Below are 26,164 nucleotides of genomic sequence, written 5' to 3' on the forward strand. Positions count from 1 at the left end.
ATATAAATTGTATTTTTCGGCAGTATAATACAAAAAAGCCTGCAATATGCAGGCCAATTATTTGAAGTCAGTATGTTTTGTATTTATCGCCTATAGAACTTGGATATGATCCACTTCGATTTCCGGTGTCTTGCCGCCTTCATATTCGCCGAAGATACGTACTTTAGTATCAGCAGTTAGCGGTTGTGCTAGGCGGATATCATCATCCAATTCGATTTGAATTTCACTCTGCCCATCAGAGAAGACAAATGTATCATTCTTTAGCTGACGAACAATCTTGCCATCTACAATCGCTTCTTGCTCTGCGAACATGCTTGTATCTGCAAGTAGCGTCGCAACAGAAACGGTTTCAATCGGCCCTGTGTAAGCGATAGCGCTCTCGTGCTTGCTATTGCTGTTGTGGGTATTGCTGTTGCCGCTGTGGTGGTCACTAGCCATTGCGAAAGTAGGGGCAAGGATAATAGTAGATGCGATAGCTAATACAGTTTTTTTCATGGTGAATCCCTTAATGTTGTTTTTAGTAGAAACGTTTTTCTGAATTTGAAACGTTTCTTTTCGTTAGTACGTTTTATTTGTTGATGCGATGCTTATCGTTCATAAGCTTCGTTTCGATGGAGCTATTAAACAACACTGGGGTTGAATCCAGAGTGAGTAACACATTCATTTTCCATTCATTTTATTGAGCATCTACTCGGCAATGACGTTAAGATGGAGTCAGAGAAATATTGCGTACAGCTATAAATTGAACATTAAGAAATTAAGGATTTAAGTACAGATGCGATCACCGTTAAACGCCCTTATGGTTCAAGGGACAACGTCAGATGCCGGAAAAAGTGTTTTGGTGGCAGGTTTATGCCGTGTTTTGGCAAGGAAAGGAATCAAAGTGGCACCTTTTAAGCCACAAAACATGGCGTTAAACAGTGCGGTGACAAAAGATGGCGGCGAAATTGGTCGCGCTCAAGCGGTTCAGGCGCAAGCTTGTAACATTGAACCTACTGTTCACATGAACCCGGTATTGCTAAAACCCAATTCAGATACTGGCGCGCAAGTGATTCTGCAAGGCCGAGCGATCAGTAATATGGAAGCTACGGGCTATCATGATTACAAGAAAGTGGCGATGGATACCGTTATTGACTCATTTGACCGACTTTCTGAAGAATACGAAAGCGTGATGATTGAAGGCGCGGGTAGCCCAGCTGAAATTAACCTCCGCGAAAATGATATTGCGAACATGGGATTTGCTGAGAAAGCGGACATCCCAGTGATCATCGTTGCCGATATTGACCGTGGTGGCGTTTTTGCGCACCTCTACGGCACATTAGAGTTGTTATCTGAATCTGAACAAGCTCGCGTAAAAGGCTTTGTGATAAACCGCTTTAGAGGTGATATCGCGCTACTTCAATCTGGACTTGATTGGCTAGAAGAGAAAACCGGCAAGCCAGTGATTGGTGTATTGCCATATCTTCATGGTTTTAACCTAGAAGCGGAAGATGCCATTACCTCAGCCCAAGAGTCTGACGGAGAAGCTAAGCTTAAGGTGGTGGTGCCAGTGCTAACCCGAATCAGCAACCATACGGACTTCGACGCGTTAAGACTTAATCCTTCCATTGATTTACGTTATGTCGGTAAAGGTGAACGTGTAAACAATGCCGATTTGATTATCTTGCCGGGTACAAAATCGGTAAGAGCAGATTTGGATTACCTAAAACAACAAGGCTGGGATAAAGATATTCAGCGTCATTTACGCTTGGGCGGCAAAGTGATGGGTATTTGTGGTGGTTACCAGATGCTAGGAAATATCATCCACGATCCAGATGGCGTTGAAGGTGAGCCAGGAAGCAGCGAAGGGTTAGGATATCTCGATACTGAAACGACGCTAACACAACAGAAAACCTTAACAAACGTGCGCGGCACCATGACACTTGATGGTAAAACAGCACAAGTAAAAGGGTATGAGATCCATGTAGGTAGGACTGATGTCAAAGAAATAGTATTACCGGTTCAGTTAGAATCAGGCAGCCTTGATGGCGCTGTGAATCAAGATAACTCGATTTTTGGTACTTACCTGCATGGCGTATTCGATAACAGCGATGCGTTGTCGCTTATTTGCGAATGGGCAGGAGCCAACGATGTAACAGCGATTGACCATGAACAGCTTAAAGAGCTGGGTATCAATCGAATCGCTGATGCCATCGAAGAGCATTTAAATCTTGATTTGCTTTGGCCGGAATTAACAATTTAGGTCTGAATTTAAAAGCTTTAGCCTGAATTCAAAAGCTTATGTCTGACTTAATAGCTTCAGTCAGAGTTAAAAGCTTCAGTCAGAGTTAAAAGCTTTTAGCTTGCGTTAATAGCTTGAGCTTACGTTAAACCGTTGAGTCTGACTTAAAAGCGAGCTCAAGAACTGAAACGAACAATAGATAAGTGATCACAATGAAAAAGCAAGTCATCCTTTTAACCATCGCCTTAACTTCGGCATTGAGTTCTAGTCATCTTTTGGCGGCAGAAAAGCTACGAGTTTATGCCGCATCGTCGATGACTAACGCGGTTAATTTGTTGATAGAAGAATTTGAGAAAGAACATTCAGTCGATATTGTCCCTGTTTATGCCAGCACATCGTCATTGGTGAGACAGATTGAAAGAGGGGCGCCAGCAGACATCTTTATCTCGGCAAACGAAAAATGGATGACGCATTTAGTGGATCGTCAATTGGTTTCTGGTGACAATGTCACAAACTTGTGCGAAAACGAATTGGTGCTGATTTCCCCGAAAGAGACGCCAATATCGTTGGATCTCTCAAACGGTGACCAATGGGCTAAACTACTCACGAATGAAAGACTTGCGGTTGGCAACACCATGTCGGTTCCTGCGGGTATCTATGCGAAAGAAGCGCTAGAAACGTTAGGTGTATGGGATGATGTGAAGACTCGATTGGCACCAAGTAACAATGTTCGTATGGCATTGGCCTTGGTAGAGCGTAGTGAAGCTAAGCTTGGCATTGTCTACAAAACCGATGCGTTGCTTTCTAAAGAAGTGAGCCTCGTGTCGACGTTCTCATCAAATTTACATACGCCAATACGTTACCCTGTAGCGAAATTGAGCGATAAAGTCGTCGCAGAAGAGTTTTATACTTTCCTAAATAGCGGAAAAGCGAAGGACACCTTGAACAGTTTTGGATTTGAAGTGCGTTAAATGATGTATTTATCGGAATACGAATACCAAGCCTTAATGCTGAGCTTGAAAGTCGCTGGTTTTGCCATCTTGTGGCTTATTCCTATCGGCATCGGCTTAGCATGGTTGCTTGCTAAGAAACAATTTGTGGGTAAAAGCATTGTAGAAAGTATTGTCCATTTGCCTTTGGTACTTCCACCTGTGGTCATCGGTTATTTGTTGCTAGTGATGATGGGCAGACAAGGCGTTATTGGCTCTTGGCTTAATGACGTGTTTGGTATCGTATTCAGTTTTAGCTGGAAGGGCGCGGCACTCGCGTGTGTTGTTGTCGCGCTGCCATTGATGGTTCGCTCTATTCGTCTGAGTCTAGAAACCGTAGACAGTAAACTGGAAGAGGCCGCTGCCACATTGGGCGCTTCACCTCTTCGTGTGTTTTTCACCATCACTTTACCTTTAATGGTCCCAGGGATCATTACTGGCACCATGCTTTCATTCGCAAGAAGCCTAGGTGAGTTTGGTGCGACCATCAGCTTCGTTTCAAATATTCCCGGTGAAACTCAAACCATTCCATTGGCCATGTATACCTTTATTGAAACCCCTGGCGCGGAAATGGAAGCGGCGCGTTTGTGTGTCATTTCAATTGTGATAGCGCTTGGTTCATTAATGCTATCTGAGTGGCTCAACAAAAAGTCAGCAAAACGCTTGGGAGGGAATGCATGAGTGCTTTGATCCTTCAATATCAGCAACAGCTTGGTGAAACCTTTTTTGATATCGATTTAGAGTTACCGAGTAGCGGAATTACGGCGATTTTTGGTCGTTCTGGTGCGGGTAAAACCTCCCTTATCAATGCGATCAGTGGCCTTAAACAGCCAGACAAAGGCTTGATCAGCGTATCTGGCACCACTCTGTTTGATAGTCGTAATGGCATTAATTTGCCAACCCATAAACGCAACGTTGGTTATGTGTTCCAAGAATCGCGATTGTTCCCGCACATGAAAGTTGCGGCGAATCTTAAGTACGGTATGAAAGGTGCGGACAAAGCGCACTTTGAGCAAATAGTTTCTCTGTTGTCTTTGGACTCATTGCTTGATCGCTATCCAGCTCGCCTGTCTGGCGGTGAGAAGCAACGTGTGGCGATTGGACGTGCTTTGCTGTCTAAGCCGAGTATTTTGTTGATGGATGAGCCATTGGCCTCTCTCGACTTACCTCGTAAGCGTGAAGTGATGCCGTTTCTGGAAAACCTTTCTGAAACAGTGAATATTCCAATCATCTACGTGACGCACAGCCTTAATGAGATTCTACGCTTGGCCAATCATCTTGTGATCATCGAGCAAGGCAAAGTCATTTCGTCGGGCGTGACAGAAGAAGTGTGGGCTTCAAGAGCCATGCAACCGTGGCAATCATTCTCAGAACAAAGCTCATTGTTTGAGGGGACGTTGGTTGAACACAATGACGATTATGCATTATCTCGTCTGAAGCTTGGCAAATCGACATCGTTGTGGGTTCAGAAGGTGTCGAGCGACATTGGGGCCGCAGTAAGGTTACAAGTTAGGGCAAATGATGTCTCTATCACGCTAGAACAGCCGCAAGGCACTTCGATACGTAATATCCTTCCTGTGACCATTAAAAGCGTAGAGACGCACCAGCAAGGCTCAAATAAGCAGAGTGTTGCGGTAGAGCTGGAGCTAGAGCCTGGTTGTTACTTGTGGGCGACCATAACCTTGTGGGCTCTGGACGAGTTGAGTTTGGAAATCGGTCAGCAAGTCTACGCTCAAATTAAAGGCGTGAGTGTCGCTCAGCGAGATATTGCCGTCACGCACTGATTCAGGCGCGACCTTTGAGGCAATGAGTGAGATAAGTTCGATCATTGTCTTTTCTATGTTTACTGCTTTTCAGCGGGTTTAACGTTTGTCAGTGATGCTTACTGCTTGTTTGCGATACTTACTGTTTGTCTGCAATATGAATACTTGTCCGTGATATGAATATTGATCTTGATTCCATGAATGGATACATGCGTCATTTTTTTACGGTATAACTGCCAGCTTTACGCCACACTGTATGAGTGTTAAGGCATATTACTTATTTGTAGAATGTCAAAAGCGACACTGACAAGAGCTTCAGTGGCAAAAAACACAAAGATATTGTGAGCGAAGCTCTCAAGCAACGAACAGAAAAAGCTGCAGGCACAAAAAAGCCGCATGTTTTAAATAACATACGGCTTAATCATTAAGTTTTCGTTAAACATTCAACCTAAATTTAGGTGCGATGAATAGCTTAGCGGATGAAAACTTCTTTGAAATCACGCTTCAAGATAGCATCACGGCGCGCTTTCTTGATTTGCTTAGCCATGTCTTTTACACAGTTATGTAAAATTTGGTCAAGCAGTTGAGCTCGGTACTCTTCTTTTTCTTCATCAGACATGCCTTCTGGAAGTTTAAGAGTAGGGAACTCCTCCATCATGTTTACACCAGCGAAAGCTTGGCTAACAGAGATTAGAGCGTGGAATTGCTCAAAGTTGTCTAAAACATTTTGTGCGCTTGCTGGAAGGCTGCTCCAAGTTTCACGCACTGCTTCTTCAGACACCTCATGAATAGAAGTAACCATGTTGTGCATCTCTTTAGGCACTTCATCAAATTCGATAACTTGGCGAAGCTCTGGTGAGATAGTGGTTAAATCGATTTCTTGTACTTCGTTGTTTGTAGCGTCTGACATAGTATTTCTCTTTAAAAAGAAACAATGCTAAAAAGATCTGTAAAAAAGTCAATATAATATAGAGATTAGGGCATGATTTAAGCCCAAATTTGAGCTACTTTGAATATTCAACACTAGATAAAGGTGATGTGATGATAGAAAAGGGATCTTCGATGCGCATATTGCTGGTTGATGACGTTCAACTAGACAGGATGCAACTCGCTATTCGACTCAAGCAATTGGGTCATGTTGTAGAAGCTGTTGGTAGCGGAAAAGAAGCCCTGAATGTTTATTCTGATTTTGATCCTGAACTCGTATTACTTGATATTAGCATGCCAGACATGGATGGTTTTGAAGTGGCTAATGAGGTTCGTGGCCAATTCCCAGAATGGGTTCCCATCATCTTTTTGAGTGGTCACGAAGAGCCGGAGATGATCGCGAAAGCGATTGATGCTGGTGGTGATGATTATCTAATCAAACCGGTAAACAAAGTTGTTTTGAACTCTAAGTTGATTGCGATGCAGCGTATTGCACACATGAGACGAGAGTTAAAACAGAGTACCGCCAAGCTCGAAGAACTGAATATCCTCCTGCAGCAACAAGCCAATGAAGATGGCCTGACTAAATTGTACAACCGTCGATATATGGATACTAAGCTTGAAGAGAGCATTGCGTGGCACGGAAGACGTAAGATACCCATGACTGTCATACTTCTTGATGTAGACTTCTTTAAGCCTTACAACGATAATTACGGTCATATTCAAGGGGATAAGTGCTTGCAAGGGCTTGCCGGTACCTTGAAGCAGCTTTTTGTGCGTGCGGGAGAGTTTGTCGGTCGCTACGGCGGTGAAGAGTTTGTTCTTATCCTAAGTGACACAGACAGCGATGCTGCTATGTTGCAGGCGACACGTATAAAAGAAGCGTTGCATGAAATGGATTACACTCATGAGCACTCAACGGTATCTGATAGAGTGACAGCGTCACAAGGTGTACTATCATTTGTGCCTGATGGGGGAGAATCTATCGCCTCTATTTACGAAAAGGTCGATCAAGCGCTTTACCAAGCGAAACAAAGTGGCAGAAATACCTTCATACAACGCAACATTTTGGAGCTTGCTCGTTAGTTGGCGAGCTCTTTGAGATATTTGAATTTATACTTTACTGGCGTTTTAGCTAGGAAGTGCTTTAAGTGATAAGAGAAATGCCAGATTCAAAGTCATTTTATGTGACTAGCACATGTTGGACGCTTGCGGTTCCTCTACTTTTAACCGCAGCTCCTCTATTTTTAACTGCAGTGCCAACCACCGCTAATGCTAACTCCCTATCTGATCTCTTCCGTAAGGATCTAGAGCAGCGCTTTGCCACCAGTGTATTACTTAACGATAACGATGTTTTCACTTTTGGTATCAATAACTTCGATCCGAACAAAGTGCTGAGTTTGGACAATGACGACATTGGTTCGAACGATTCGGTGAGTCGTCGACAAAACATCACATCTCTCAGTCTTCCTTACACATTTGAGCTACCAAGTTACATAGAAGACAACCATCAAGAGGTAACGCTACGCCTGTCAGCGTTACGAATTGAGAATGATGTGGAATATGCGTCAACAATCAAAAGTGACTTTCAAAAAGAGTCAGTGATTTCTGGTTACGTGGCGTTTGCCAATGTGTCTCAACTCAACGAACACTGGAGTTTCAGCTCTGCAATTGGTAATCATATTTCTTATTATCGTAATGACTTTGAATATCGGTCTCCACTACTAGAACCTATTCAAGAACAGTTGGACGGGGTCTATTACAATACCGATGCATGGGCATACATAATTGAGCCCAAGATCAAGCTGACCTTTGAAGACAAAAATGATTGGGGAAGATACAAACTCAGTACCAGTTGGCATTACTTTAATGGCTTCGGATGGGGAGAAGCCAATAACGGCGATATTGGTCACCCTGAAGGTTGGTATATCGCCAATGAAGCCAAGATTTTCTATGATCTAGTTCGTTGGGATAAAAACATCACATCGATGTACTCGAGTATAAGAAGAATTGATATAGGAGGTGACACCGTGGCTTCTATGGGCACAACATCTTACTACGAGGGCAGCGTAGGTTGGTTGCTTAACCCAAACCTGTTTAATGACTGGGTCGATAATGTGGGAATAGGGTTTACGATCAATTACGGAAGCAGTTTGAAAGGCGGGAGCTTAGTCATTTTCTTTAACCAAGATTAAGCTCCCTCTAGTCGAGTTATCGACACTTAAGCTATCGACACTTACGTTTAGTTATCAACACACAGCTTATTTCGTCCGGTTTCTTTCGCTTTGTAGAGTGCCTTGTCAGCAAGCTTCAATACTTCTTCAGGATGCTTGGTGGTTGTGCTATCAGACAGCCCAATGCTCACCGTCACGTTTACCACTTCCGATGGTTTGCCGTTCTGACCACGATTTTTGATACCCACTTCATGGTCATCAGGACGCTCGTGGCTATTACGAATGGTCATGTCGTAGTTTTGGATCTCTGAAATCAGAACTTGAAGGTGCTCTTTCACCTGTTCCGTGTATTTGCCTTTAAAAATAATCGTGAACTCTTCTCCACCATAGCGATACGCTTTCGCACCACCGGTGGTTTCTCTAAGAATACGAGCCACCAGTTTCAGCACATCGTCGCCAATGTCATGGCCATAGGTATCGTTAAATTTCTTGAAGTGATCGATATCAACCATCGCCATCGAATATTTACGGCCTAAGTGCTTCATATCGACTTCTAAGGCGTGTCGACCTGGAATGTTAGTCAGTTGGTCATTAAAAGCCATATCGTGGCTAGCAGACATCACATAGACGATGATCAACGTGCCTGATAAGGAGAACATAGTGCTAGAGATGTACTGCACGTCAAAGAAGATGAACGTACAAGAGGACAGCAAGATAGTGCTATAAACCACAACATCAATAGAACGGTTGTACACCAGCACTAGGATGGCTGTAAGGCCAAGCAAGCAAAGGCTATACAACACCAAAACAAAAGGCAGTTTGGAGAAGTCTCTAACAATGAACAGTAGGCCTTCACTCCATGATTCAAAACCGCCAGCATGGAAATGAGAAACGATCAATTGCGCCCATACCATAAACAGCACGAGAACGATGGCGTAGAGGAGCATCGACTTTGAATTGACACCGTTATCCGGGAAGGCATACACCAATAAGCAAGTAACCGGTACTAATGCCGCAAGTAACGACAGCTCTAATAAGGTGGTTCCGGTGTTTAAAGGGGTTTGTAAGCGAACTTGGATGATCAAATAGGCTACTAGCATGGTTAATGACACCATGGCCATGCGCCCTTGTCTGAATGTATGGCATAGCAAAACGGCAACGCTCAATAAGATATATGGAAGGTTGCTAGCAAACCCTAGGTTTGAATCCGTCACAAGAATGACGTTGTTCATACCAGCGAGTAAAATTGCCAATAAAAATAGAGGGAAGCAAAATCGAAACATGCTCGACGTTACAAAAGAAGATGCCATTTACGTGGTGAGCCTAATTATACTGATGATCTTATAATTTAATTTTATACGTAGGATACGGTTAAACAAGCGAATGCCAAGCTTTTTACTTAAATTAGAGCAAAAACATAGTCATAGGCCGCTAATGATGCAACCATTTTTATATGTATTTGAGTTGCTATTAACCATAGAACCGACTACACAGTATATATGAGAAATTAATTAGTCGTTATAGTTAGTTAACATGCAGTTAGTAAATCTGTAGTAATGAGTAGGGTATAGTAAGGTAACAATATGTAGGTCGTTGCCAATCAGGCTAGAACTCGATCTGTCGTGATAGCTACAAATGGAGGTGTGTATGCAAATTAGTGTTGATGTTCACAACTATATGGAAACGTTGGTGGGTCAGGTCTTGGCTACCGAGGAATATGTGTCTAGTTATAACAACGAACAGTTGGCTGATCTCGCGTGTTTGGCTTTAGGTCAACTTAAGCCCATCTATATTCGTTTCGATATCGATTTTCTTTCGGCATTGCCAGAAGACAAATTGGTACTCTATAAACGAAATAGTGAGATCGCGGTCAAGAATGCAGAAAGTATGATCATTGACGATAGAAGACGCGAACGTGACGACAATGTGCCCGTTATCTTTAGTCAACACAATTTTGATGATGACGTAGAATTGCAGTGGTATGAAAAGCCATTGTTGAACCGTAAACAGTCGTGATAGTTTAGGGTTAATACGGTCATTTAAGGAGTAAAAAACGTGGGATTCTTTTCTAGATTATTTGGTGGCAAAGAAAAAACCGAACAAAAAGTAGAGATTGAGCCAGTCGAATATAAAGGTTTCAATATCTATCAAGATGCCATTGCAGAATCTGGTCAATACCGTGTTGCTGGGCGAATCGAGAAAGAATTCGACGGTGAAATCAAAACTCATCGTTTTATTCGTTCAGATGTTGTTTCAAACAAACAAGATGCCGATGAATTGATGCTAAAAAAATCGCAGATGTTCATCGACCAAATGGGCGACAATATATTTAGCTAACCAAATAGGGTTAGAATTGATGTTGGTCATAATTTAGAGAGCTTTCAGTGTATATGCTGAAAGCTCTTTTTAGTTTTAGGGACAAAGAACAGCTAGTAAGTTGTTATTTAAAGGATTATTTGCAAGTGGTTTGACCTCTTAGTTCGAGACGGTCGTCATTTCTTCAAATGAAGCGCTCAAATTCCATCCAAATCGTTATAAGTAATAACTTTTCCTGTTCTTTGAACAAAACGCTTGAAGTATTAGTTGTCGTTAGATACAAACGAATAAGTCATTCGTGCCAATAGTCAAGGAATAGCTATGCAAATTGGTGTACCAAGAGAAACACTCGCAGGTGAAACGCGAGTCGCTGCTTCGCCGAAATCGGTAGAACAGCTTCTAAAATTAGGATTTGAAGTTTGTGTTGAATCACAAGCAGGTGCGTTAGCAAGTTTTGAAGATGCAGCTTATGAACAAGCTGGAGCAAAAGTTGTTACCGCAGATGAAGCTTGGAAATCCGATATTATCTTTAAAGTTAACGCTCCGATTGTTGACGAGTCTAAAAACGAAATCGATCTACTTAAAGATGGCGCAACATTGGTCAGCTTTATTTGGCCTGCTCAAAATCCAGAATTAATGGAACAATTGTCCACTCGTAGCATCAACGTGATGGCGATGGATTCTGTTCCACGAATTTCGAGAGCTCAGGCGCTAGATGCATTGAGTTCTATGGCAAACATCGCCGGTTATCGTGCCGTTGTTGAAGCGGCACATGAGTTTGGTCGATTCTTCACGGGTCAAATTACGGCGGCAGGTAAAGTTCCACCAGCGAAAGTACTGGTTGCTGGTGCGGGTGTTGCTGGCCTAGCGGCGATTGGTGCTGCAGGTAGTTTGGGTGCGATCGTTCGTTCGTTCGATGTTCGTCCTGAAGTAAAAGAGCAAGTCGAATCTATGGGCGCTGAATTCTTGGAAGTTGATTTCAAGGAAGATACCAGCGCGGGTGATGGCTACGCAAAAGAGATGTCTGAAGCATTCAACAAGAAAGCTGAAGAGCTTTATGCGGCTCAAGCAAAAGACGTCGATATCATTATTACAACGGCACTGATCCCAGGTCGCCCGGCACCTAAGCTGATTACCAAAGAGATGGTAGACAGCATGAGTGCAGGTAGCGTCATTGTGGATCTTGCCGCTGCGAATGGCGGTAACTGTGAATACACGGTTGCAGACCAAGTGATCACAACTGCTAATGGCGTGAAAGTGGTAGGTTACACCGATATGGTTGGTCGACTGCCGACTCAATCATCTCAGCTATACGCGACTAACTTAGTTAACCTGCTGAAACTGCTTTGCAAAGAGAAAGATGGCAACATCAATATCGACTTTGAAGATGTCGTCTTACGTGGTGTAACGGTGGTTAAAGAGGGCGAAGTGACTTGGCCAGCTCCACCAATTCAAGTTTCTGCTCAACCACAACAACAAGCTAAGCCTAAAGCGGTGAGACCTGAACCAAAAGTTCAAGAACCTGTCTCTCCAATTAAGAAAGCGGCGGGTATGGCAGTTGCTGTAGGTGCTTTTGCTTGGATAGCTTCGGTTGCTCCTGCTGCGTTCTTATCTCACTTTACCGTTTTTGTTCTCGCTTGTGTGGTGGGTTATTACGTAGTTTGGAATGTAAGCCATTCTCTGCATACACCTCTGATGTCCGTAACTAACGCGATTTCAGGGATCATTGTAGTAGGCGCACTGTTACAGATAGGACAAGGAAGTGGCGTCGTCACATTCTTATCATTTATTGCCGTATTAATTGCAAGTATCAATATCTTTGGTGGCTTTACCGTGACCAAACGTATGCTTGAAATGTTCCGTAAAGACTAAGGAGTAACAGATGTCTGAAGGATTAGTACAAGCAGCTTATATTGTTGCTGCTGTATTCTTTATAATGAGCTTGGCCGGGTTATCGAAACAGGAATCTGCACGTGCAGGTAACTATTACGGTATCACGGGTATGGCAATCGCGTTGATCGCGACGATCTTTGGCCCTCATTCTGCTGGAATTGTGTGGATCATCATTGCTATGGTGATCGGTGGTGGTATTGGTATCCACTTCGCGAAGAAAGTAGAAATGACTGAAATGCCAGAGCTGGTGGCAATTCTGCACAGCTTCGTAGGTATGGCGGCAGTGCTTGTTGGTTACAACAGCTACATTGATGCACCAGAAGCGGCAACGCATGCAGAACACGTTATCCACTTAGTGGAAGTGTTCCTAGGCGTGTTTATCGGTGCGGTAACCTTCACCGGTTCTATTGTTGCATTTGGTAAGCTTCGCGGCGTTATCTCTTCGTCGGCACTTAACATCCCTCATAAGCATAAGTGGAACCTAGCGGCTATCGTTGCTTCTACATTGCTCATGATTATGTTCGTTAAAGCTGACGGCAGTATGTTCGCATTAATGGTGATGACTCTTATCGCATTCGCATTCGGTTACCACCTAGTGGCATCGATTGGCGGCGCAGATATGCCAGTGGTTGTTTCTATGCTGAACTCTTACTCTGGTTGGGCAGCAGCGGCAGCAGGCTTCATGCTTGCGAACGATCTGCTTATCGTAACTGGTGCGTTAGTAGGTTCATCAGGTGCGATTCTGTCTTACATCATGTGTAAGGCGATGAACCGTTCGTTCATTAGTGTTATCGCTGGTGGATTCGGCCAAGACGTCGTTGTATCTGATGGCGATGAAGAGCAGGGTGAACACCGCGAAACATCAGCTGAAGATGTGGCAGACATGCTGAAAAACTCTAAGTCAGTGATCATCACTCCAGGGTACGGCATGGCAGTAGCTCAAGCTCAATACCCAGTGCATGAAATCACTGACAAGCTAAGAGCGCAGGGTATCAAAGTTCGATTTGGTATCCACCCAGTTGCTGGTAGGTTACCGGGTCACATGAATGTACTACTTGCTGAAGCAAAAGTGCCTTACGATATCGTTCTTGAAATGGACGAAATCAATGATGACTTCGATGAGACCGATACTGTATTGGTTATTGGTGCAAATGATACCGTGAACCCTGCAGCACTTGAAGATCCGAACAGCCCAATTGCTGGTATGCCAGTACTTGAAGTTTGGAATGCTCAGAATGTTATCGTATTCAAACGTTCGATGAACACAGGTTACGCCGGTGTGCAAAACCCACTGTTCTTCAAAGAGAATACGCAGATGTTGTTTGGTGATGCTAAACAGAGCTGTTTAGGCATTCTAGAACATCTATAGAAAGCATTTTCTAATCTCTTGCTAAGAGATTTCTAAGAGTTTTCTGAGGGGTTTTCTAATAGTTTTCTAAGTGTTTTCTAAGCACCATGTAACATCTAGACTAGGAGCTCATTTGAGCTCCTTTTTTTGATCCTCAGAACTAGCCTTAACCCAAACCCACAACGAATAGGGTAAAGAAACCAAAGCAAAACCCATTCGAATGATGGCTGGATTCATCAATCAGCTAGCGAGTACGCCTGTGCAACACAATCCTAATATGATGGAATTTATCGCTATAACTCACCATTCCCACTGTTTTTCATGCGGTTAAAAATTTATCTTTGATAGCGAATGGTATATATTTGTTTGATCTATATGAATTTGCGTTGGTTTGTGATCATCAAAAGAACATTTACTCTTCTTATCGCTACGTTATCTGTGTCTGCAAACGCGCTTGCTGACTCTTTACCTGAGCGTATCGATAATTTCACCAAACTCTTTGATCATGAAACCGCAATCGAATCTTATGATATTCGATTGTTGCAGGCTGATTATCCAACACGTTTGATCATGCCGTCTTCTATGCTGCCACAAACCGCAGAGTACCCATTAAAAGACATACAGCGCTTATACCAGTTATCAAAAACCTGTAGCGGGAAATTACCGTTAAGCCCGTTGATCACTGAACCATTGGTCTTTACTCGTGCAATGTGTAAAGGAACCAAGCTTTCTGATCGTTGGTTTAGCCGTAGTGGCTTGATTCACCCTGGTGGTGGTTCTTATGCGGCGCGATACGTAGAGAAGTATCCTGACAAGTTCGACTCTTTGAAACGCTTTATGCATATTCAAGAGCGTCCAAACACTGAACATGATGAACTGTTATCTCGTTTACAAAACATGGACAGTGAGGCCATCACGGCACTGTTAGCCGGTTCGAGCATGTTTGTCGAGCTTGACGAAATGTGGGTAAAACGCGGCGACAGATATTACCTGTACAAAGAATCAGACTGGAATGAAAACGCGACACTTGCCGGCTTATCGTTCAGTTTATCTTCAGAAGGCAAAAGCTGTTTTGTTCAGCGCGGTAATGTATGTTGGGAAATAGAAGATCATTCAGAGCTTCTGCAAGTCGCCATGTTTATCTTGGTGCTCGCCAACATCATGCTTGTTTTGGGGTGGGCGGTTTACCGTTGGAACAGTAAGAAACAAGAGATGAAGAGCCGCATGCTGGTGCTTCAAATCCTAACGCACGAATTAAGAACGCCGATTGCAAGTTTGTCATTGACGGTTGAAGGGTTCAGACGTGAGTTCGAACACTTACCAGAATCGGTATATGATGAGTTTCGTAGGCTGTGTGAAGATACACGCCGTTTAAGACAGTTGGCAGAAGCAAGTAAAGACTATTTGCAATCAGACAACCAACCGCTCGCAACAGAGTGGGTACCAAGCGTAGAAGAGTGGCTTCAATACAAAGTTGAAGAAGAATTTGCACCGGGCATTGAACTCCGTGTAAACAAAGATATTGCTGCAAAAATAAACGTATATTGGTTAGGAACGTGCATCGACAACCTGATCAGGAACGCCGTGAAATACGGTGTCGCACCAGTGATACTAGAACTGAATACTTCTGACAAGAAGCTGACATTCAAAGTTATAGATAATGGAGACTTGTCCCGCAAAGATTGGGGGCAACTAAGAAAGCCATTCGTAAGTAAGAGTGGACTCGGTTTAGGTCTGACGATAGTGGAATCTATGGTCGGAAAAATGGGCGGTCACATGACGCTGATAGGCCCCCCAACAACATTTATTTTGGAGATACCTTGTGAAACAGACATTGCTTCTCGTTGAAGATGATAAAAATTTAGCTGACGGTTTATTAGTTAGCCTTGAGCAAGCTGGATATGAATGTTTGCATGCAGAACTGATCTCTGAAGTTGAAGGCTACTGGGAACAAGCGGACCTAGTGATTCTAGACCGTCAACTTCCTGATGGTGACTCAGTAGATTCACTTCCAGGTTGGAAGAAAAAGAAAGACATCCCAGTTATTTTGCTAACGGCTCTCGTAACAGTAAAAGACAAAGTTGCGGGCCTAGATTCAGGTGCAAACGACTACCTAACTAAGCCTTTCGCAGAAGCTGAATTGTTTGCTCGAATTCGCGCGCAGTTACGCCTGCCTGATGCTGAAGATCAAGACGCATCAAAAGTGATGGCTCAAAATCTGGTTATCGATAAAGCGACACGTGAAGTGTTTTTCAATGAACTGGAAGTCACGCTAACGCGTACTGAGTTCGACCTACTGCTATTTTTGGCAAGCAACCTTGGCCGTGTTTTCACACGTGATGAGCTGCTTGACCATGTATGGGGTTACAACCATTTCCCAACAACACGTACGGTAGACACGCACGTTCTGCAACTAAGACAGAAACTGCCGGGTCTAGAAATCGAAACGCTGCGTGGCGTTGGTTACAAGATGAAAGCGTAATGAAAAAAGCCTTACTTCCACTATTAATGTTGTCTTGCGTGGTGAATACCGCGCAAGCTGCAGATTGGTTTAAGAGTAGCGATACTCTAACTCAAGTTCATAAACACCTGTTGGATAATGACTTACCTCAGATGTTTGATTCACTAGTGGAAGTTTGGCAAATCAACTCTTCTCAATCACGAGAAGACCACCTCAATGAGCTGTTCGATCAAGCATTGAACAAAGATTGTGGTAAAACCCTCACCAGAAAAACACTCCCAGATTGGATCAGTTCAGTCGTCGTTAAAAGACACATCATTCAAAGCCCTGGCCGAGATACTTTTCGCGTATCAATTGATGTTGAATCCGAAAACAACATTCAAGATATTACCTTCGAGAAGTGGGTCGATAAGATTGTTTCATCGGACAGTGAGCTAACCAAAGACAGTGAAGTGGTAAACAACGCATCGGTGAGCCTATACCGCAAGCGTTACAATTTAGCATCTCAACTTGAGTCAGGCCTGTATCGTTTAAGTGTGAAAGGCGATGGCGGTAATTCATGGAGTACTTGGATTATTCTTGGTGACGTTTCTTTTCGCCAGCAAGTTCGTTGGGCATCAAAAGACACGTGGCGCATCGATAAAAAAGAACTGCTGAATCCTTATTGTCCGCTTCCTAAGCTCGAAATTGGTTTGTACGATTACGTCGATGAACACTATGAGCAGGTGTGGGGCAAGAGCTATGAATCTGATTATCCAATGAACCTAACTGGCGAAGAACTTCCAAATGATCGCTACGTTTTGGCGGTTTCAATGGTGCATTCACGCTGGCAAGGTGACATAGCGATAGAACAAGCACAAACTATCAGTAAAACTTATGATATTTCTAGCGAAGAAGAGTTAAAGTAATTTAAAATTGAGCCGTTAACTATGTAAGGGATCTAACAAAGATAAACGGCATGAAAAATACGACTAAACTACTCGCAGCATCAATTGCATTCGCCAGTCTTCCTCTTTCAGCAGCAAACTACGCCATTGAAGCGCGTGGTGATGCGATGGGTGGTGTTGGTGTTGTTTCAGCAAACTTCTTAACCGCTCCATTCTATAACCCAGCACTTGTTGCCATTTATCGTCGTAATGATGATATGGGAATGATCACGCCAAGTTTTGGTGGTAGCTATAACGACCCCAACGACATGAAATCGAACATCGATAGTGTTGTTGATGCAGAAAACACCGCAGAACTCGATGCGGCGCTGAATAAATTGGATGGCAACCAAGCCAATGTTGAACTGGGTGGTGTAGTCGCCTTTGCTCTTCCTAATCAGTTTATCGCGGCAAACCTTTTCGCTAAAGCCTACACAGAATCATTTGCAACACCTAACGTTTACACAACAGGTTCAGATGCAGATAAAGTGGAACTGTCTACCGTTGAAGCGGTTTCAATCGGTGTCGCAGAAGTCGGCCTTTCTTTAGCAAAATACCAAACCTTTATGGGCCAACACATCTCATTTGGTATCACACCTAAAATCCAACGTATTTACACGTACAACTATGTTGCATCGGTTGATGATTACGATTTGTCTGATGTAAGAGAAAACAGTGATGGTGAAACAGCATTTAACATGGATGCTGGTGCGCTTTGGTTCTTCGGCCCGTTCCGAGTGGGTGTTGCAGCAACTAACTTAATCTCTCGAGATATCGAAACCAAAGATACGACGAGAACGCTAAACAGCAGCACAAGTAGTGCGACACACCAAGTTGGCGGTAAATATACTTACCAACTTGAACCGGTATACACAGTGGGTGCCGGCATCGTATCGGATTACTTTTCTTTCAGTGTTGATTACGACCTAAACGAGACTGAGAAGTTTACTTCGTTTGCTGATAACGAACAGATGATTCGTGTTGGTACTGAAGTCGATCTTTTACGTCAGCTTAAGTTAAGGGGAGGGTACTACAAGAACCTGGCTTACTCTGATTCAGAAGGAACAGTCACAGCCGGTATTGGTATTTCGCCACTCAACTTGTTCCAGTTAGATCTAAGTGCAAACTACACAAACGAAAATGCAATGGGTGCTTCAATCAATTTCCTTGCTAGTTACTAACAGTCCTTATATAGTTCTGCTCCTAAATAAAGGAGCAGAGCATGCTAAACGACTTACCAACCCTTTCTCACGAAGAACAACAGAAAGCTGTTGAACGAATTCAAGAAATGATGACTCAGGGCATCAGCACAGCACAAGCTATCAAAATCGTTGCTGAGCAAATTCGTGAAGAAATGAGTAATAAAGAAGAGTAGGGCATCAGCCCTTCTTTTTTAACACTTTAGTGCACTATAACTAAACATATTACCCTCTAGTATATTATCTCGTACATCCCAACTCTTTAGTCACCCTAAATCCCAACCTACCCAAAACCCTGAAATTCTTTTTATTCAGTGAGTTGCGTCGGAGTAATCCACTTGTCAGGCTTTTTCTGGCTTCTATTTGTAATTAAATTACAGTTGAATCTGAAAGTAAAACAATTGCCATTTTAGGTGTCAGCATTTATGTCACCATATCTAAGTGGTTAAATATATTGCGTTTTTTGAGGCTCGTGACGTTGTGACTTCTATTTTTAGCGGATGCGAGTGTATGAATGTTCACAAGTAGACAAATGAGGATTTCATCTAAAAACAGTGCGAGATAAGTAGCGACGGTAATGTTCAAAACCGATACCGCGAGTGACTTACCACTGGATAGAGCACGCTTTACTAGCCAAATATGTGGATTTTTAAAACAAGTGGTTAGGAAGCTTAGAGGTGTACTGAAGAGCTGTTTATAGAGCGATTCAGGAACGATAAGTATCAACCTGATAATGCTATTGATGGCGTTATTACAGGTGGTGTTATAGCAAACGGTTTTCTAGCAAACGGTGTTATAGCCGATGGCGAGAGCGCGCTTATAGGAATACGAATCGATTTGAGTTCTGACGAGACAGCAAAGCTTATGGGCTTGTTTGGTCAGCACTTAAGAATCTAACAGGTGCTTAAGTGGAGAGTAGATATCGACAGGGTATTAATGGCGTGTTGATTGAGTAGTGGCCTGAGTTGAATGTGTAGCTGCAGCCCAGTCTAGCGAGCCTTAATAAAACGTAACGACTTGGTTTCGTCCGTTGTCTTTCGCTTGGTAGAGCGCTTTGTCTGCACGTTTGATGGCAGTACGTATCGATTCATGCTCCTTAAGCTGCGTTACTCCAGTCGAAGCCGTTACTTTAAGCGCTTTAGGCCAAGGGCTTTGGTCCATTGCTCGGTAAAAACTATCGATAGATTCGTTACACTGTAGCGCAGTTTGTTCCAGGCAAACGAGTAGAAACTCCTCACCACCCCAGCGATAAAGCAAGTACTGGTCACCAAGGCTCTCGTTCGCCGTTGCGACAAACTGAATAAGTACTTTGTCACCCACTTCATGGCCATGTTGATCGTTGATTTGCTTAAAATGGTCTAAATCAAACAACGCGATGTGAATCGTTTTTCCTTGTTGCGCCAACCATTCGAAGTCATAGAAGGTATCTAACGCTTCGGTTCGGTTTCTACATCCGGTTAACGGATCGGTTGTGGCCTTTACCTTGAGCTCTTCAATTTCTTCGGTCAAATGGTGTTGTTGCTCTGCTGCACGCGTTTTGCTTCGCTGTGCGATGTGTAACGCACAACCTACATAACAGATGGCATAGGTCACCCATAATCCAATTAAGAGTTCGCCTAACAAAGCTTTGCTGATGATTTTACCGTAGAAAACAATGCTCGAGATCTTAAGTGAATGGTGTCCATCTAGCGTGCTGGCTCCAAGCCCGAGCTCAACAGACACCGCGTTTGTAATGTCTACCGCGCTACTAGTAATAGGTTGGTTGTAATGGTCAATCCACCAAAAAGGGACGTTGAAGTAGTTTAAGTCGATGTTGTTTTTATCTGGTAACGAGAAGTCTAAGCGATTGAACTTATTCGACATAGCATCGCCTTTCACGCTGTAATTCTTGTCGTAATTACGAATGTAGAAGCGAAACCTTGGGTCTTCTTGGCCTTGGTAATCCATATTAATGGTGACCGAATCGAACGTAGAGAGATCGAGCCCTTTACCTTGTGTCGATATAACGAATTCAATTTCACAGAAGGGCAAGCTATAGGTTCGTTCAAAGTCACACTGTAACTCAATTCCATCTTCTGTCTTATGTAATAAGCCTACGGTGCCACCATCGTGGTCTCTGTCTGTGTTAACGCGTGTAGGGTATTTGTCAGGTGTAATAACGTAGCTCTTATTCATGAGCGTATTAAAAGAGCTCAACGACACTAGCGTGATTGTTAGGCAAAAAATCGAAAGGAATATGTTGAGTTTTCGGAATGCTTTGTCGCTCATGATACTAACCCGTACACGTGATTCGAATGTAATGCGCAATGCCTTAGAGTTGGCGCAATCGGAGATTAGAGTATTAGCATTGATAAAATTGCTACACCCAGAACTTATCCAGAATTGACGGTTATACAGGAAAGCGCACCATTAGACCAAATTCAAGTTTAAAAATTGAACGCAGACTCTTGATTCTGAATGTTATTTTCTCAAAAAGTACGGTTGTTACGGGGGTTATAATTTAACTGTATATTTATACAGTTAAATTTAAAGTGGCTCGTCTTGTTGTAATCAGAGCGGTGTGTGCAAGTTTTATGGCTTGCTGTGATAACGAGTCACAAGACCAAAGTTACTGTTCATCAATTAAAGTGGAGGGCAGTTATGTTGCAGTGTCACTTTGCAAGCTTAATTTTATCGAAACACTTTATTGTCTATGAGAGCATTCGTAACACTCATTTTGTCTTTCATTCCTAATTACGAGCTATGGTGCGATACCAACTTGAATACTACGCATATCGATGGAAAACGAAGTGATGGCGTTCCTTCAAGCTTTTTGGCGAAGCTTCAGGGTTTAATTACTTCTTCACAAACGAAAGCTTTCGCGTTATCAGGGGTTATGGTCGCTATCGGGGCTTTAGCTCGGACAAATAACTTCTTAAGGGTTGTCGCGATTGTTACAGGAATTGTGATGACTAAAATATTAATCACTAAATCTAATCAACTTATCCGGGAAAACTTAGAGCATTTTAAAGATACTTTTGATAGAGAATTAGGACATTATGTAAATTCAAGGACTAAAGCTAAAGTAGTCAAATCATGTCAATTCCATTTTAAAATGTCCTTATTTGTACTCAATAGGAATGTCCCCTTGTTAAGTCTTTCGAATGGAGGCTTTAATGGTTCGGTGAGCACTGTGTTGATGGCTCGAGACGCTTGTTTTCAACGATTTGGGTTTGTTGCAGGTTTGAATTCGAGTTTTCGATGCCCGTATTGGATGGCGATTTCACCGTTTGGGTAGTCGAGTATCTTGACATGTTCGTGCGCGAGTCGGCTGTTTTCTTCAGTAGGTTCAATGAGATAAATCACTTTATCGTATTGAAATGTCAGCGACTTTGAGAGCTTGCGGGTTTCTTGCCAACTGAAAATATCGTCGAGTTCTTGCTTGGACTCTCGAACCGGACGATGCATGTCTTTTGGGTATTGAGCGGGCTTAGCAAAGCGATGGTTAAAATCGGCGGTGAAGTAGGGAAGCCAGGCGTTGGCTTGTTCGATGGTGTCGATACCTTGTAAGCGCATCTCTTTAACCAGCCGGCCTTGCAGCGTGAGGTTGGCTCGCTCAACGCGGCCTTTGGCTTGGGAGCTGTTGGCACAGATGAGTTCTATGGCCAGTTCTTTCAGCACGCGCCCGTACGGCCAGTCGCATCATCAATGAACACCAATAGGCAACATTTGTCGCTGCGGCCTTCAAACCAGTCATGATGGGAGCCGTCAATTTGGATAAGTTCGCCCAAGCAATCACGACGGTAACGAGGCTGATAGACTCGAGGTTTGCGTTGTGAATGTGGAAGCCACAGTCCGTCGGCGATCATCCATTGACGGAGTGTTTCTTTAGAGACGGATAGATTGTGTCGTTCAGTCAGTTTTTCCAGAGCGAACGTTGGTGAGAAGTCAGAGTAATGCTCACGGATAAGTTTCAGTATTTCAATTCTGAAATGTTCTGAGTAGCGTCGATTACTTGGGCGTCCACGCGCTGCGTGTGTAAGACTTTGAGCGCCAAGAGATACAAGTTTGTTTACCAAACGTCGGATATGACGCGCAGACAGATTCAAAATGATAGTAGCGTCAACTTGGCGTAGTTGTTTTTCACGTACGTCAGTAAGCACCTTGAATCGCTGAATATCTTTTTCACTCATAGTAATAAGCATCCGGATAACTCCTAAGCAGACCAATATAGGTAAGCTTAGGAGGACATTACTAAATTGCTCTAACAAGCCAACTGCGTATTATGTCTGCTTATGTTCAATCGTGCATATCTACTTGAATCAGTGCAACCTCTTGTATTTAGAGGTTTTATCATTGAAGTATCGCGAAATGAGTAAGAATTACATTTTTCGAGAGTTAGAGTGCCAAATGACTAAGGAAGAGGTCGCTGAACTGTGTTTTAAAACTGTGAGGACTGTCACGGGTTGGGATGAAGGAAAACCGATGCCACCCGAATGTAAAAGGCTTATGCGTATGGCAAAAGGTCGGGAACTCAGCGTAAGTGAGGATTGGGAACAGTTCAAAATGTTATATGACAGTATGGAGCTGCCGACAGGCCAAGTGGTGAGGCCACAACAAATTTTGGCAGGGATTGCTCTATTGGGAATTCAGTCTGAATTAGAGATTAAGACTTCAACTCACTTACTTGGGTTAGCTAGAGCGATAGCCAAAATTAAGAAAAGGGATTAGAAAAGTATGATTTTCTCGATGAGAGTTCAAAGTCTAAATTACATTAACTAACATGATGTGACTCTAGTTGATAAGGTGACCTTGACTGGTACGAAGAACTGTCCTGTTTTGAATAATCCAGTCCTCCTTTTTGGTCATATCAAGGAGAAAGAAGCCGAACCTTTATCGAGAGGGTTCGGCTTTTTAACAATTAACCTAGTGCCATTAAGCTAACGCCATATTGTTCCGAAATATAATGCCAATCCATTTCCCGCTTCTCAAAATATTCCATCACTTCGGCTTCATGATCTGAGTTATAAGTAAATACGGCGTAGTCAAGAGGGTATAAAGTTGAGAAATATTTCTCATAGTCGCCCAAGATCAAAGCTAGCCTTATGATTCCGAGCTCGGAAATTGAATTCGTACCGCCAACGTTCTTTAAAGGAATCATCATCAATACATCACTTGTTATCAATTTGTCGAAATCTTCTAATGTCGTGATCCCTAATCTTTCTAATTCGGCTATCCCTTTCGCGCTGTGGTCTAGTATCAGCTCATATCCAGAGGCCAAGAAAGACTCGAATTTAGATTGTAAGTATTGCGCAATTGAAACAGATGTAATCGGAATGTTTAAATTACCTTCCTTAGTAGCAATTTTTGATTTTTCTGAAATGGTGTCTATTTCTTGTGATATTTGGTTGAACTCCCTATCAGACATTTCAAGTACACCTGCAAGTATTTTGAAACGTCGGCTGATATCAGGTGGCAGTTTCCCTGAAAATTTATAGTTTCGGTCATGTTCAATTTCTGCCCAAGCGTGTTGTAAAATAGTCCTAACCTGAATCTCGAAATGTCTATTCTCAAACTGTTTATACTCAGGGAGCTTTAGCCTGTCTTTTTTTAATTTTGCGACATAATGAACAGATTTATAACCAACTTTATCAATACCTAAATCGTCACTTTTGTTGGAACTGTTTTGAGTGTCAATTGAGAAATTATCTTCAATTACTTTACAAATCGAATCGTTCTCACTTTCGACGTAAGTGATTATTCTTACGCCGCTAAAATCTTGAATCTGGTTGATTGGGTCATCGTACTTGTCATTACTACCTTTCTCCCTGACACTGTCTAAAGTTTTAGTTCGAGAACTAATTTGATGATACGAGAGACCACTTGTTTCGAAAACTTCAGATAATAAAGATTCAACTTTGTTTGATAACCGCTTGTACACTGGTTGGTTATCTATATACCAATCTATTAGGTTATTTTTCATTATATTCTCAGTACATAATAGACAACCCAATGTAGGTTAGGTTGTGATTTGTGGGTAGTACGTGACGATGGCAATTGGTCACAGCTATATGACAATGGAAAAAAATATTAGATATCATATCTTCAAACCAAATCTTTAAAAGTAGTTTTCGAATTAATTTCGAGAAAAATCAGATGATAAAGGAGCTCGAAGAGAAATGAATGACCTGTGAGCTTGATAGTCTCGTCGAATTTACCCCCGTGATACAACACGGGGGTTGCTGCCCACAGCGTCGCGCTCGCTGTTCAGCTCTCACGACTCACGCGAAGCTGTGAGCAGAATAGAAAGAGTTGTTAGTTAGATGGGTTGCAGTAGCAAAAAGCCCCACTAATGCTGTGAGGCTCTGCTAGGGTGATCTTGGCAATGTGAAGGGCGGTGATGTGGTTTCATCAAGTCAGCTACGCTTCGCTGCTTTTCGGGCATTTGGGGAAGTCATACCCAATAACTGTATCGAGTGCCCTTATCCCTGCGGGGCGAGTATGTCATTTTTTGACATACCTCCGTTCAAGTGTGTCATTCGTCACATGCTGAAGATATCGACAGACCTTTGAACATCCTCAACTCTACCACTCATCAAATCGTTACTTTCAGAAGCGATAGCAACGCCACTCGATGTAGGTGGACACGTTAAAACCCTCGACACTGATTTAGAGCGCACTTGAATCAAGCAATCATCAATCAATTCGAAGCGGTAGCCGTAGCGATTCAATACAGCAGAGCGTATATAAAAGGTGTCTACACCTTTATCTATTCTAAAGACAAAGTCCGAGTACTCACCAAAGCCCTTTGGATAAACCGTTCTACTTACTGACGTAAGATAGACCGCTGTAGAGCCGTTGAATACTGGAAAAGCATCAAAGAAAGGATTCACAGCATCAGGAAGACTTTCAGCAGAAGCTTGAGAAGTAACATTGCTAGAACCCACCCGAACAGAACTTTCCCCATCTTGGATAGAAACATTTTCAGATACTGGAACGTGAGCCGGAGTAGATAGAGTAGGTGAGTTGGTAGAGGCAGCTGGCGCATCAACCGTTTGAACTTCACCCACATCAGAATCAGATAGTACATAAGATAAATCCCATAGAAATTTGCCAATGGCCACGACCCCAATAATGATCGCAAGAATGAATTTTGGTGACTTCAAAACCGAGATGTCGGATTTAGTTGCGTTAAAGCCTCCAGTTCCGGTGGACTGATAAAGCGCGAATACATCAACAGGAACTTTCTTTGTGGTACTACTCGCCATGTCGGCTTTAGTGGAGGGAGCTGTCTTCGTGGATTTTGGAGGGTGGTTAAAAATCCTAGGCTTACGACTTCGAAAGAAAGTATCCGTTGAGCGGTGAGAATAAGCTTCACCGGCACACCCTTTTAACCAAGTGGGGATTGCAGTGTAATCAGGTGTAAGCATGACAATATCCCATTGGTATTTTCTATGTCGCATGAATGCACCGTAGAAATCGAACGGGTAGAGCAGTCTGTTATTTTCATCAAGTTGGGTTCGTTCACAATCATCAACGTCACCCACTTCAAAAGAATCAGGGTCAACCGGAAGCCAACGAGAATAGAACAGTTCTGAAAAGTCTTTAGGTAGGTAATCTACGAACTCAGAAAAGGGCTTTTGCAAGAACTTCTCACGCTTAAATCCTGCTTCGGGACAATACAAATCCTGACACTCATCAATCACAACGAATGCACCAAGAGGCATCCAGTTAAACCAGTTTTGCCAAAGCATTACCCCCTCAGAAGATCGTGTAAAGATCCTAATCAAGCGTGCTGAATCTGGAAACTTTTCACCTAACAATTCTTCGATAGATTCTTTAGGTTTCAAGCCCTCAATATTCGTGACAACGATACGACCCTCACGCAAGGCAGGGAGGATTTCGAACCATGTTACGTAAGCGGTTTTATAAGCCCCGTTAGAGCCATGACGAAAGGAAACAGCCATA

22 protein-coding genes and 1 pseudogene are annotated in these 26,164 nt (G+C 42.9%); 16 read left to right on the forward strand and 7 right to left on the reverse strand.

The annotated features are described in order from the left end of the window. Positions 1-90: 90 nt before the first annotated feature. Entirely contained in the window at positions 91-495 is a 405-nt protein-coding gene (locus DUN60_RS20865) for a YgiW/YdeI family stress tolerance OB fold protein (protein ID WP_114635324.1), read from the reverse strand. Positions 496-775: 280 nt separating this feature from the next. Here DUN60_RS20865 and DUN60_RS20870 point away from each other — a divergent pair, with 280 nt between their 5' ends. From DUN60_RS20870 to modC, 4 genes are all read left to right on the forward strand, one after another. Further along, positions 776-2,242 (forward strand): cobyric acid synthase, encoded by a 1,467-nt coding sequence (locus DUN60_RS20870; protein ID WP_114635325.1) that lies wholly within the window; start codon positions 776-778, stop codon positions 2,240-2,242. 191 nt (positions 2,243-2,433) lie between these two features. After that, positions 2,434-3,192, forward strand: coding sequence for a molybdate ABC transporter substrate-binding protein (modA, locus tag DUN60_RS20875; protein ID WP_114635326.1), 759 nt, complete (start codon positions 2,434-2,436; stop codon positions 3,190-3,192). Then, the gene (gene modB / locus DUN60_RS20880) at positions 3,193-3,891 is read left to right on the forward strand and encodes a molybdate ABC transporter permease subunit (protein WP_114635327.1); all 699 of its coding nucleotides are present in this window, start codon (positions 3,193-3,195) and stop codon (positions 3,889-3,891) included. It abuts the gene before it with no gap. Then, on the forward strand, positions 3,888-4,994 hold the full coding sequence (modC, locus tag DUN60_RS20885) for a molybdenum ABC transporter ATP-binding protein ModC (RefSeq protein ID WP_054546842.1): 1,107 nt from the start codon (positions 3,888-3,890) through the stop codon (positions 4,992-4,994). The genes modB and modC overlap by 4 nt, the downstream gene beginning before the upstream one ends. A gap of 451 nt (positions 4,995-5,445) precedes the next feature. Here the strand turns inward: modC and DUN60_RS20890 are convergent, their stop codons facing one another. Further along, positions 5,446-5,883, reverse strand: a complete 438-nt coding sequence (locus DUN60_RS20890; RefSeq protein ID WP_004731036.1) for a DUF3069 domain-containing protein — start codon at positions 5,881-5,883, stop codon at positions 5,446-5,448. A gap of 131 nt (positions 5,884-6,014) precedes the next feature. On the opposite strand from DUN60_RS20890, the gene DUN60_RS20895 reads away from it, so the two are divergent. Then, on the forward strand, positions 6,015-6,986 hold the full coding sequence (locus tag DUN60_RS20895) for a diguanylate cyclase (RefSeq protein WP_200909004.1): 972 nt from the start codon (positions 6,015-6,017) through the stop codon (positions 6,984-6,986). A 77-nt stretch (positions 6,987-7,063) separates the two neighbouring features. Next, positions 7,064-8,095, forward strand: coding sequence for a Solitary outer membrane autotransporter beta-barrel domain (locus DUN60_RS20900; RefSeq protein WP_065206138.1), 1,032 nt, complete (start codon positions 7,064-7,066; stop codon positions 8,093-8,095). 47 nt (positions 8,096-8,142) lie between these two features. On the opposite strand, the gene DUN60_RS20905 is transcribed toward DUN60_RS20900, so the two are convergent. Continuing rightward, positions 8,143-9,384 carry a GGDEF domain-containing protein gene (locus DUN60_RS20905; protein ID WP_017093590.1) on the reverse strand — a complete coding sequence of 414 codons (1,242 nt, stop codon included), beginning with the start codon at positions 9,382-9,384 and terminating at the stop codon, positions 8,143-8,145. Between the two features lie 337 nt (positions 9,385-9,721). Between DUN60_RS20905 and DUN60_RS20910 the strand changes: the two genes are divergently transcribed. From DUN60_RS20910 to DUN60_RS20950, 9 genes are all read left to right on the forward strand, one after another. Beyond that, positions 9,722-10,090 carry a late competence development ComFB family protein gene (locus DUN60_RS20910; protein WP_004731025.1) on the forward strand — a complete coding sequence of 123 codons (369 nt, stop codon included), beginning with the start codon at positions 9,722-9,724 and terminating at the stop codon, positions 10,088-10,090. Positions 10,091-10,129: 39 nt separating this feature from the next. Next, entirely contained in the window at positions 10,130-10,411 is a 282-nt protein-coding gene (locus DUN60_RS20915; protein ID WP_004731023.1) for an HlyU family transcriptional regulator, read from the forward strand. 300 nt (positions 10,412-10,711) lie between these two features. Continuing rightward, positions 10,712-12,262, forward strand: a complete 1,551-nt coding sequence (gene pntA, locus DUN60_RS20920) for a Re/Si-specific NAD(P)(+) transhydrogenase subunit alpha (protein ID WP_004731020.1) — start codon at positions 10,712-10,714, stop codon at positions 12,260-12,262. A 10-nt stretch (positions 12,263-12,272) separates the two neighbouring features. After that, a complete protein-coding gene (gene pntB / locus DUN60_RS20925) occupies positions 12,273-13,652 on the forward strand; it encodes a Re/Si-specific NAD(P)(+) transhydrogenase subunit beta (RefSeq protein ID WP_017079246.1) in 1,380 nt (459 codons plus the stop codon). 354 nt (positions 13,653-14,006) lie between these two features. Next, on the forward strand, positions 14,007-15,479 hold the full coding sequence (gene vxrA / locus DUN60_RS20930) for a sensor histidine kinase VxrA (protein WP_102462008.1): 1,473 nt from the start codon (positions 14,007-14,009) through the stop codon (positions 15,477-15,479). Continuing rightward, positions 15,454-16,113 (forward strand): response regulator transcription factor VxrB, encoded by a 660-nt coding sequence (vxrB, locus tag DUN60_RS20935; protein ID WP_009845363.1) that lies wholly within the window; start codon positions 15,454-15,456, stop codon positions 16,111-16,113. The genes vxrA and vxrB overlap by 26 nt, the downstream gene beginning before the upstream one ends. Next, entirely contained in the window at positions 16,113-17,000 is an 888-nt protein-coding gene (locus tag DUN60_RS20940; RefSeq protein ID WP_017081080.1) for a DUF2861 family protein, read from the forward strand. Before vxrB ends, DUN60_RS20940 begins: the two co-directional genes overlap by 1 nt. A gap of 50 nt (positions 17,001-17,050) precedes the next feature. After that, complete coding sequence (locus DUN60_RS20945; RefSeq protein ID WP_114635328.1) at positions 17,051-18,199, forward strand: conjugal transfer protein TraF; 1,149 nt, start codon at positions 17,051-17,053, stop codon at positions 18,197-18,199. A 41-nt stretch (positions 18,200-18,240) separates the two neighbouring features. Further along, positions 18,241-18,393, forward strand: coding sequence for a YoaH family protein (locus DUN60_RS20950; RefSeq protein WP_004731009.1), 153 nt, complete (start codon positions 18,241-18,243; stop codon positions 18,391-18,393). An 823-nt stretch (positions 18,394-19,216) separates the two neighbouring features. Here DUN60_RS20950 and DUN60_RS20955 read toward each other — a convergent pair. Together DUN60_RS20955 and DUN60_RS20960 are read right to left on the reverse strand one after the other, a co-directional pair. After that, positions 19,217-20,524, reverse strand: coding sequence for a GGDEF domain-containing protein (locus DUN60_RS20955; protein WP_114635329.1), 1,308 nt, complete (start codon positions 20,522-20,524; stop codon positions 19,217-19,219). 878 nt (positions 20,525-21,402) lie between these two features. After that, positions 21,403-22,401 (reverse strand): annotated as a pseudogene (locus tag DUN60_RS20960) (transposase family protein); the annotation flags it as partial. A gap of 151 nt (positions 22,402-22,552) precedes the next feature. Between DUN60_RS20960 and DUN60_RS20965 the strand changes: the two are divergent. Next, entirely contained in the window at positions 22,553-22,927 is a 375-nt protein-coding gene (locus tag DUN60_RS20965; protein ID WP_114635330.1) for a phage protein, read from the forward strand. 190 nt (positions 22,928-23,117) lie between these two features. Here DUN60_RS20965 and DUN60_RS20970 read toward each other — a convergent pair whose 3' ends face one another. Continuing rightward, positions 23,118-24,179 carry a GTP pyrophosphokinase gene (locus DUN60_RS20970; RefSeq protein WP_114635331.1) on the reverse strand — a complete coding sequence of 354 codons (1,062 nt, stop codon included), beginning with the start codon at positions 24,177-24,179 and terminating at the stop codon, positions 23,118-23,120. Positions 24,180-24,738: 559 nt separating this feature from the next. Beyond that, positions 24,739-26,163 (reverse strand): zonular occludens toxin domain-containing protein, encoded by a 1,425-nt coding sequence (locus DUN60_RS20975; RefSeq protein WP_114635332.1) that lies wholly within the window; start codon positions 26,161-26,163, stop codon positions 24,739-24,741. Position 26,164: the final 1 nt, after the last annotated feature.

It is taken from the genome of Vibrio splendidus (assembly GCF_003345295.1).
Taxonomy (GTDB): domain Bacteria; phylum Pseudomonadota; class Gammaproteobacteria; order Enterobacterales; family Vibrionaceae; genus Vibrio; species Vibrio splendidus_K.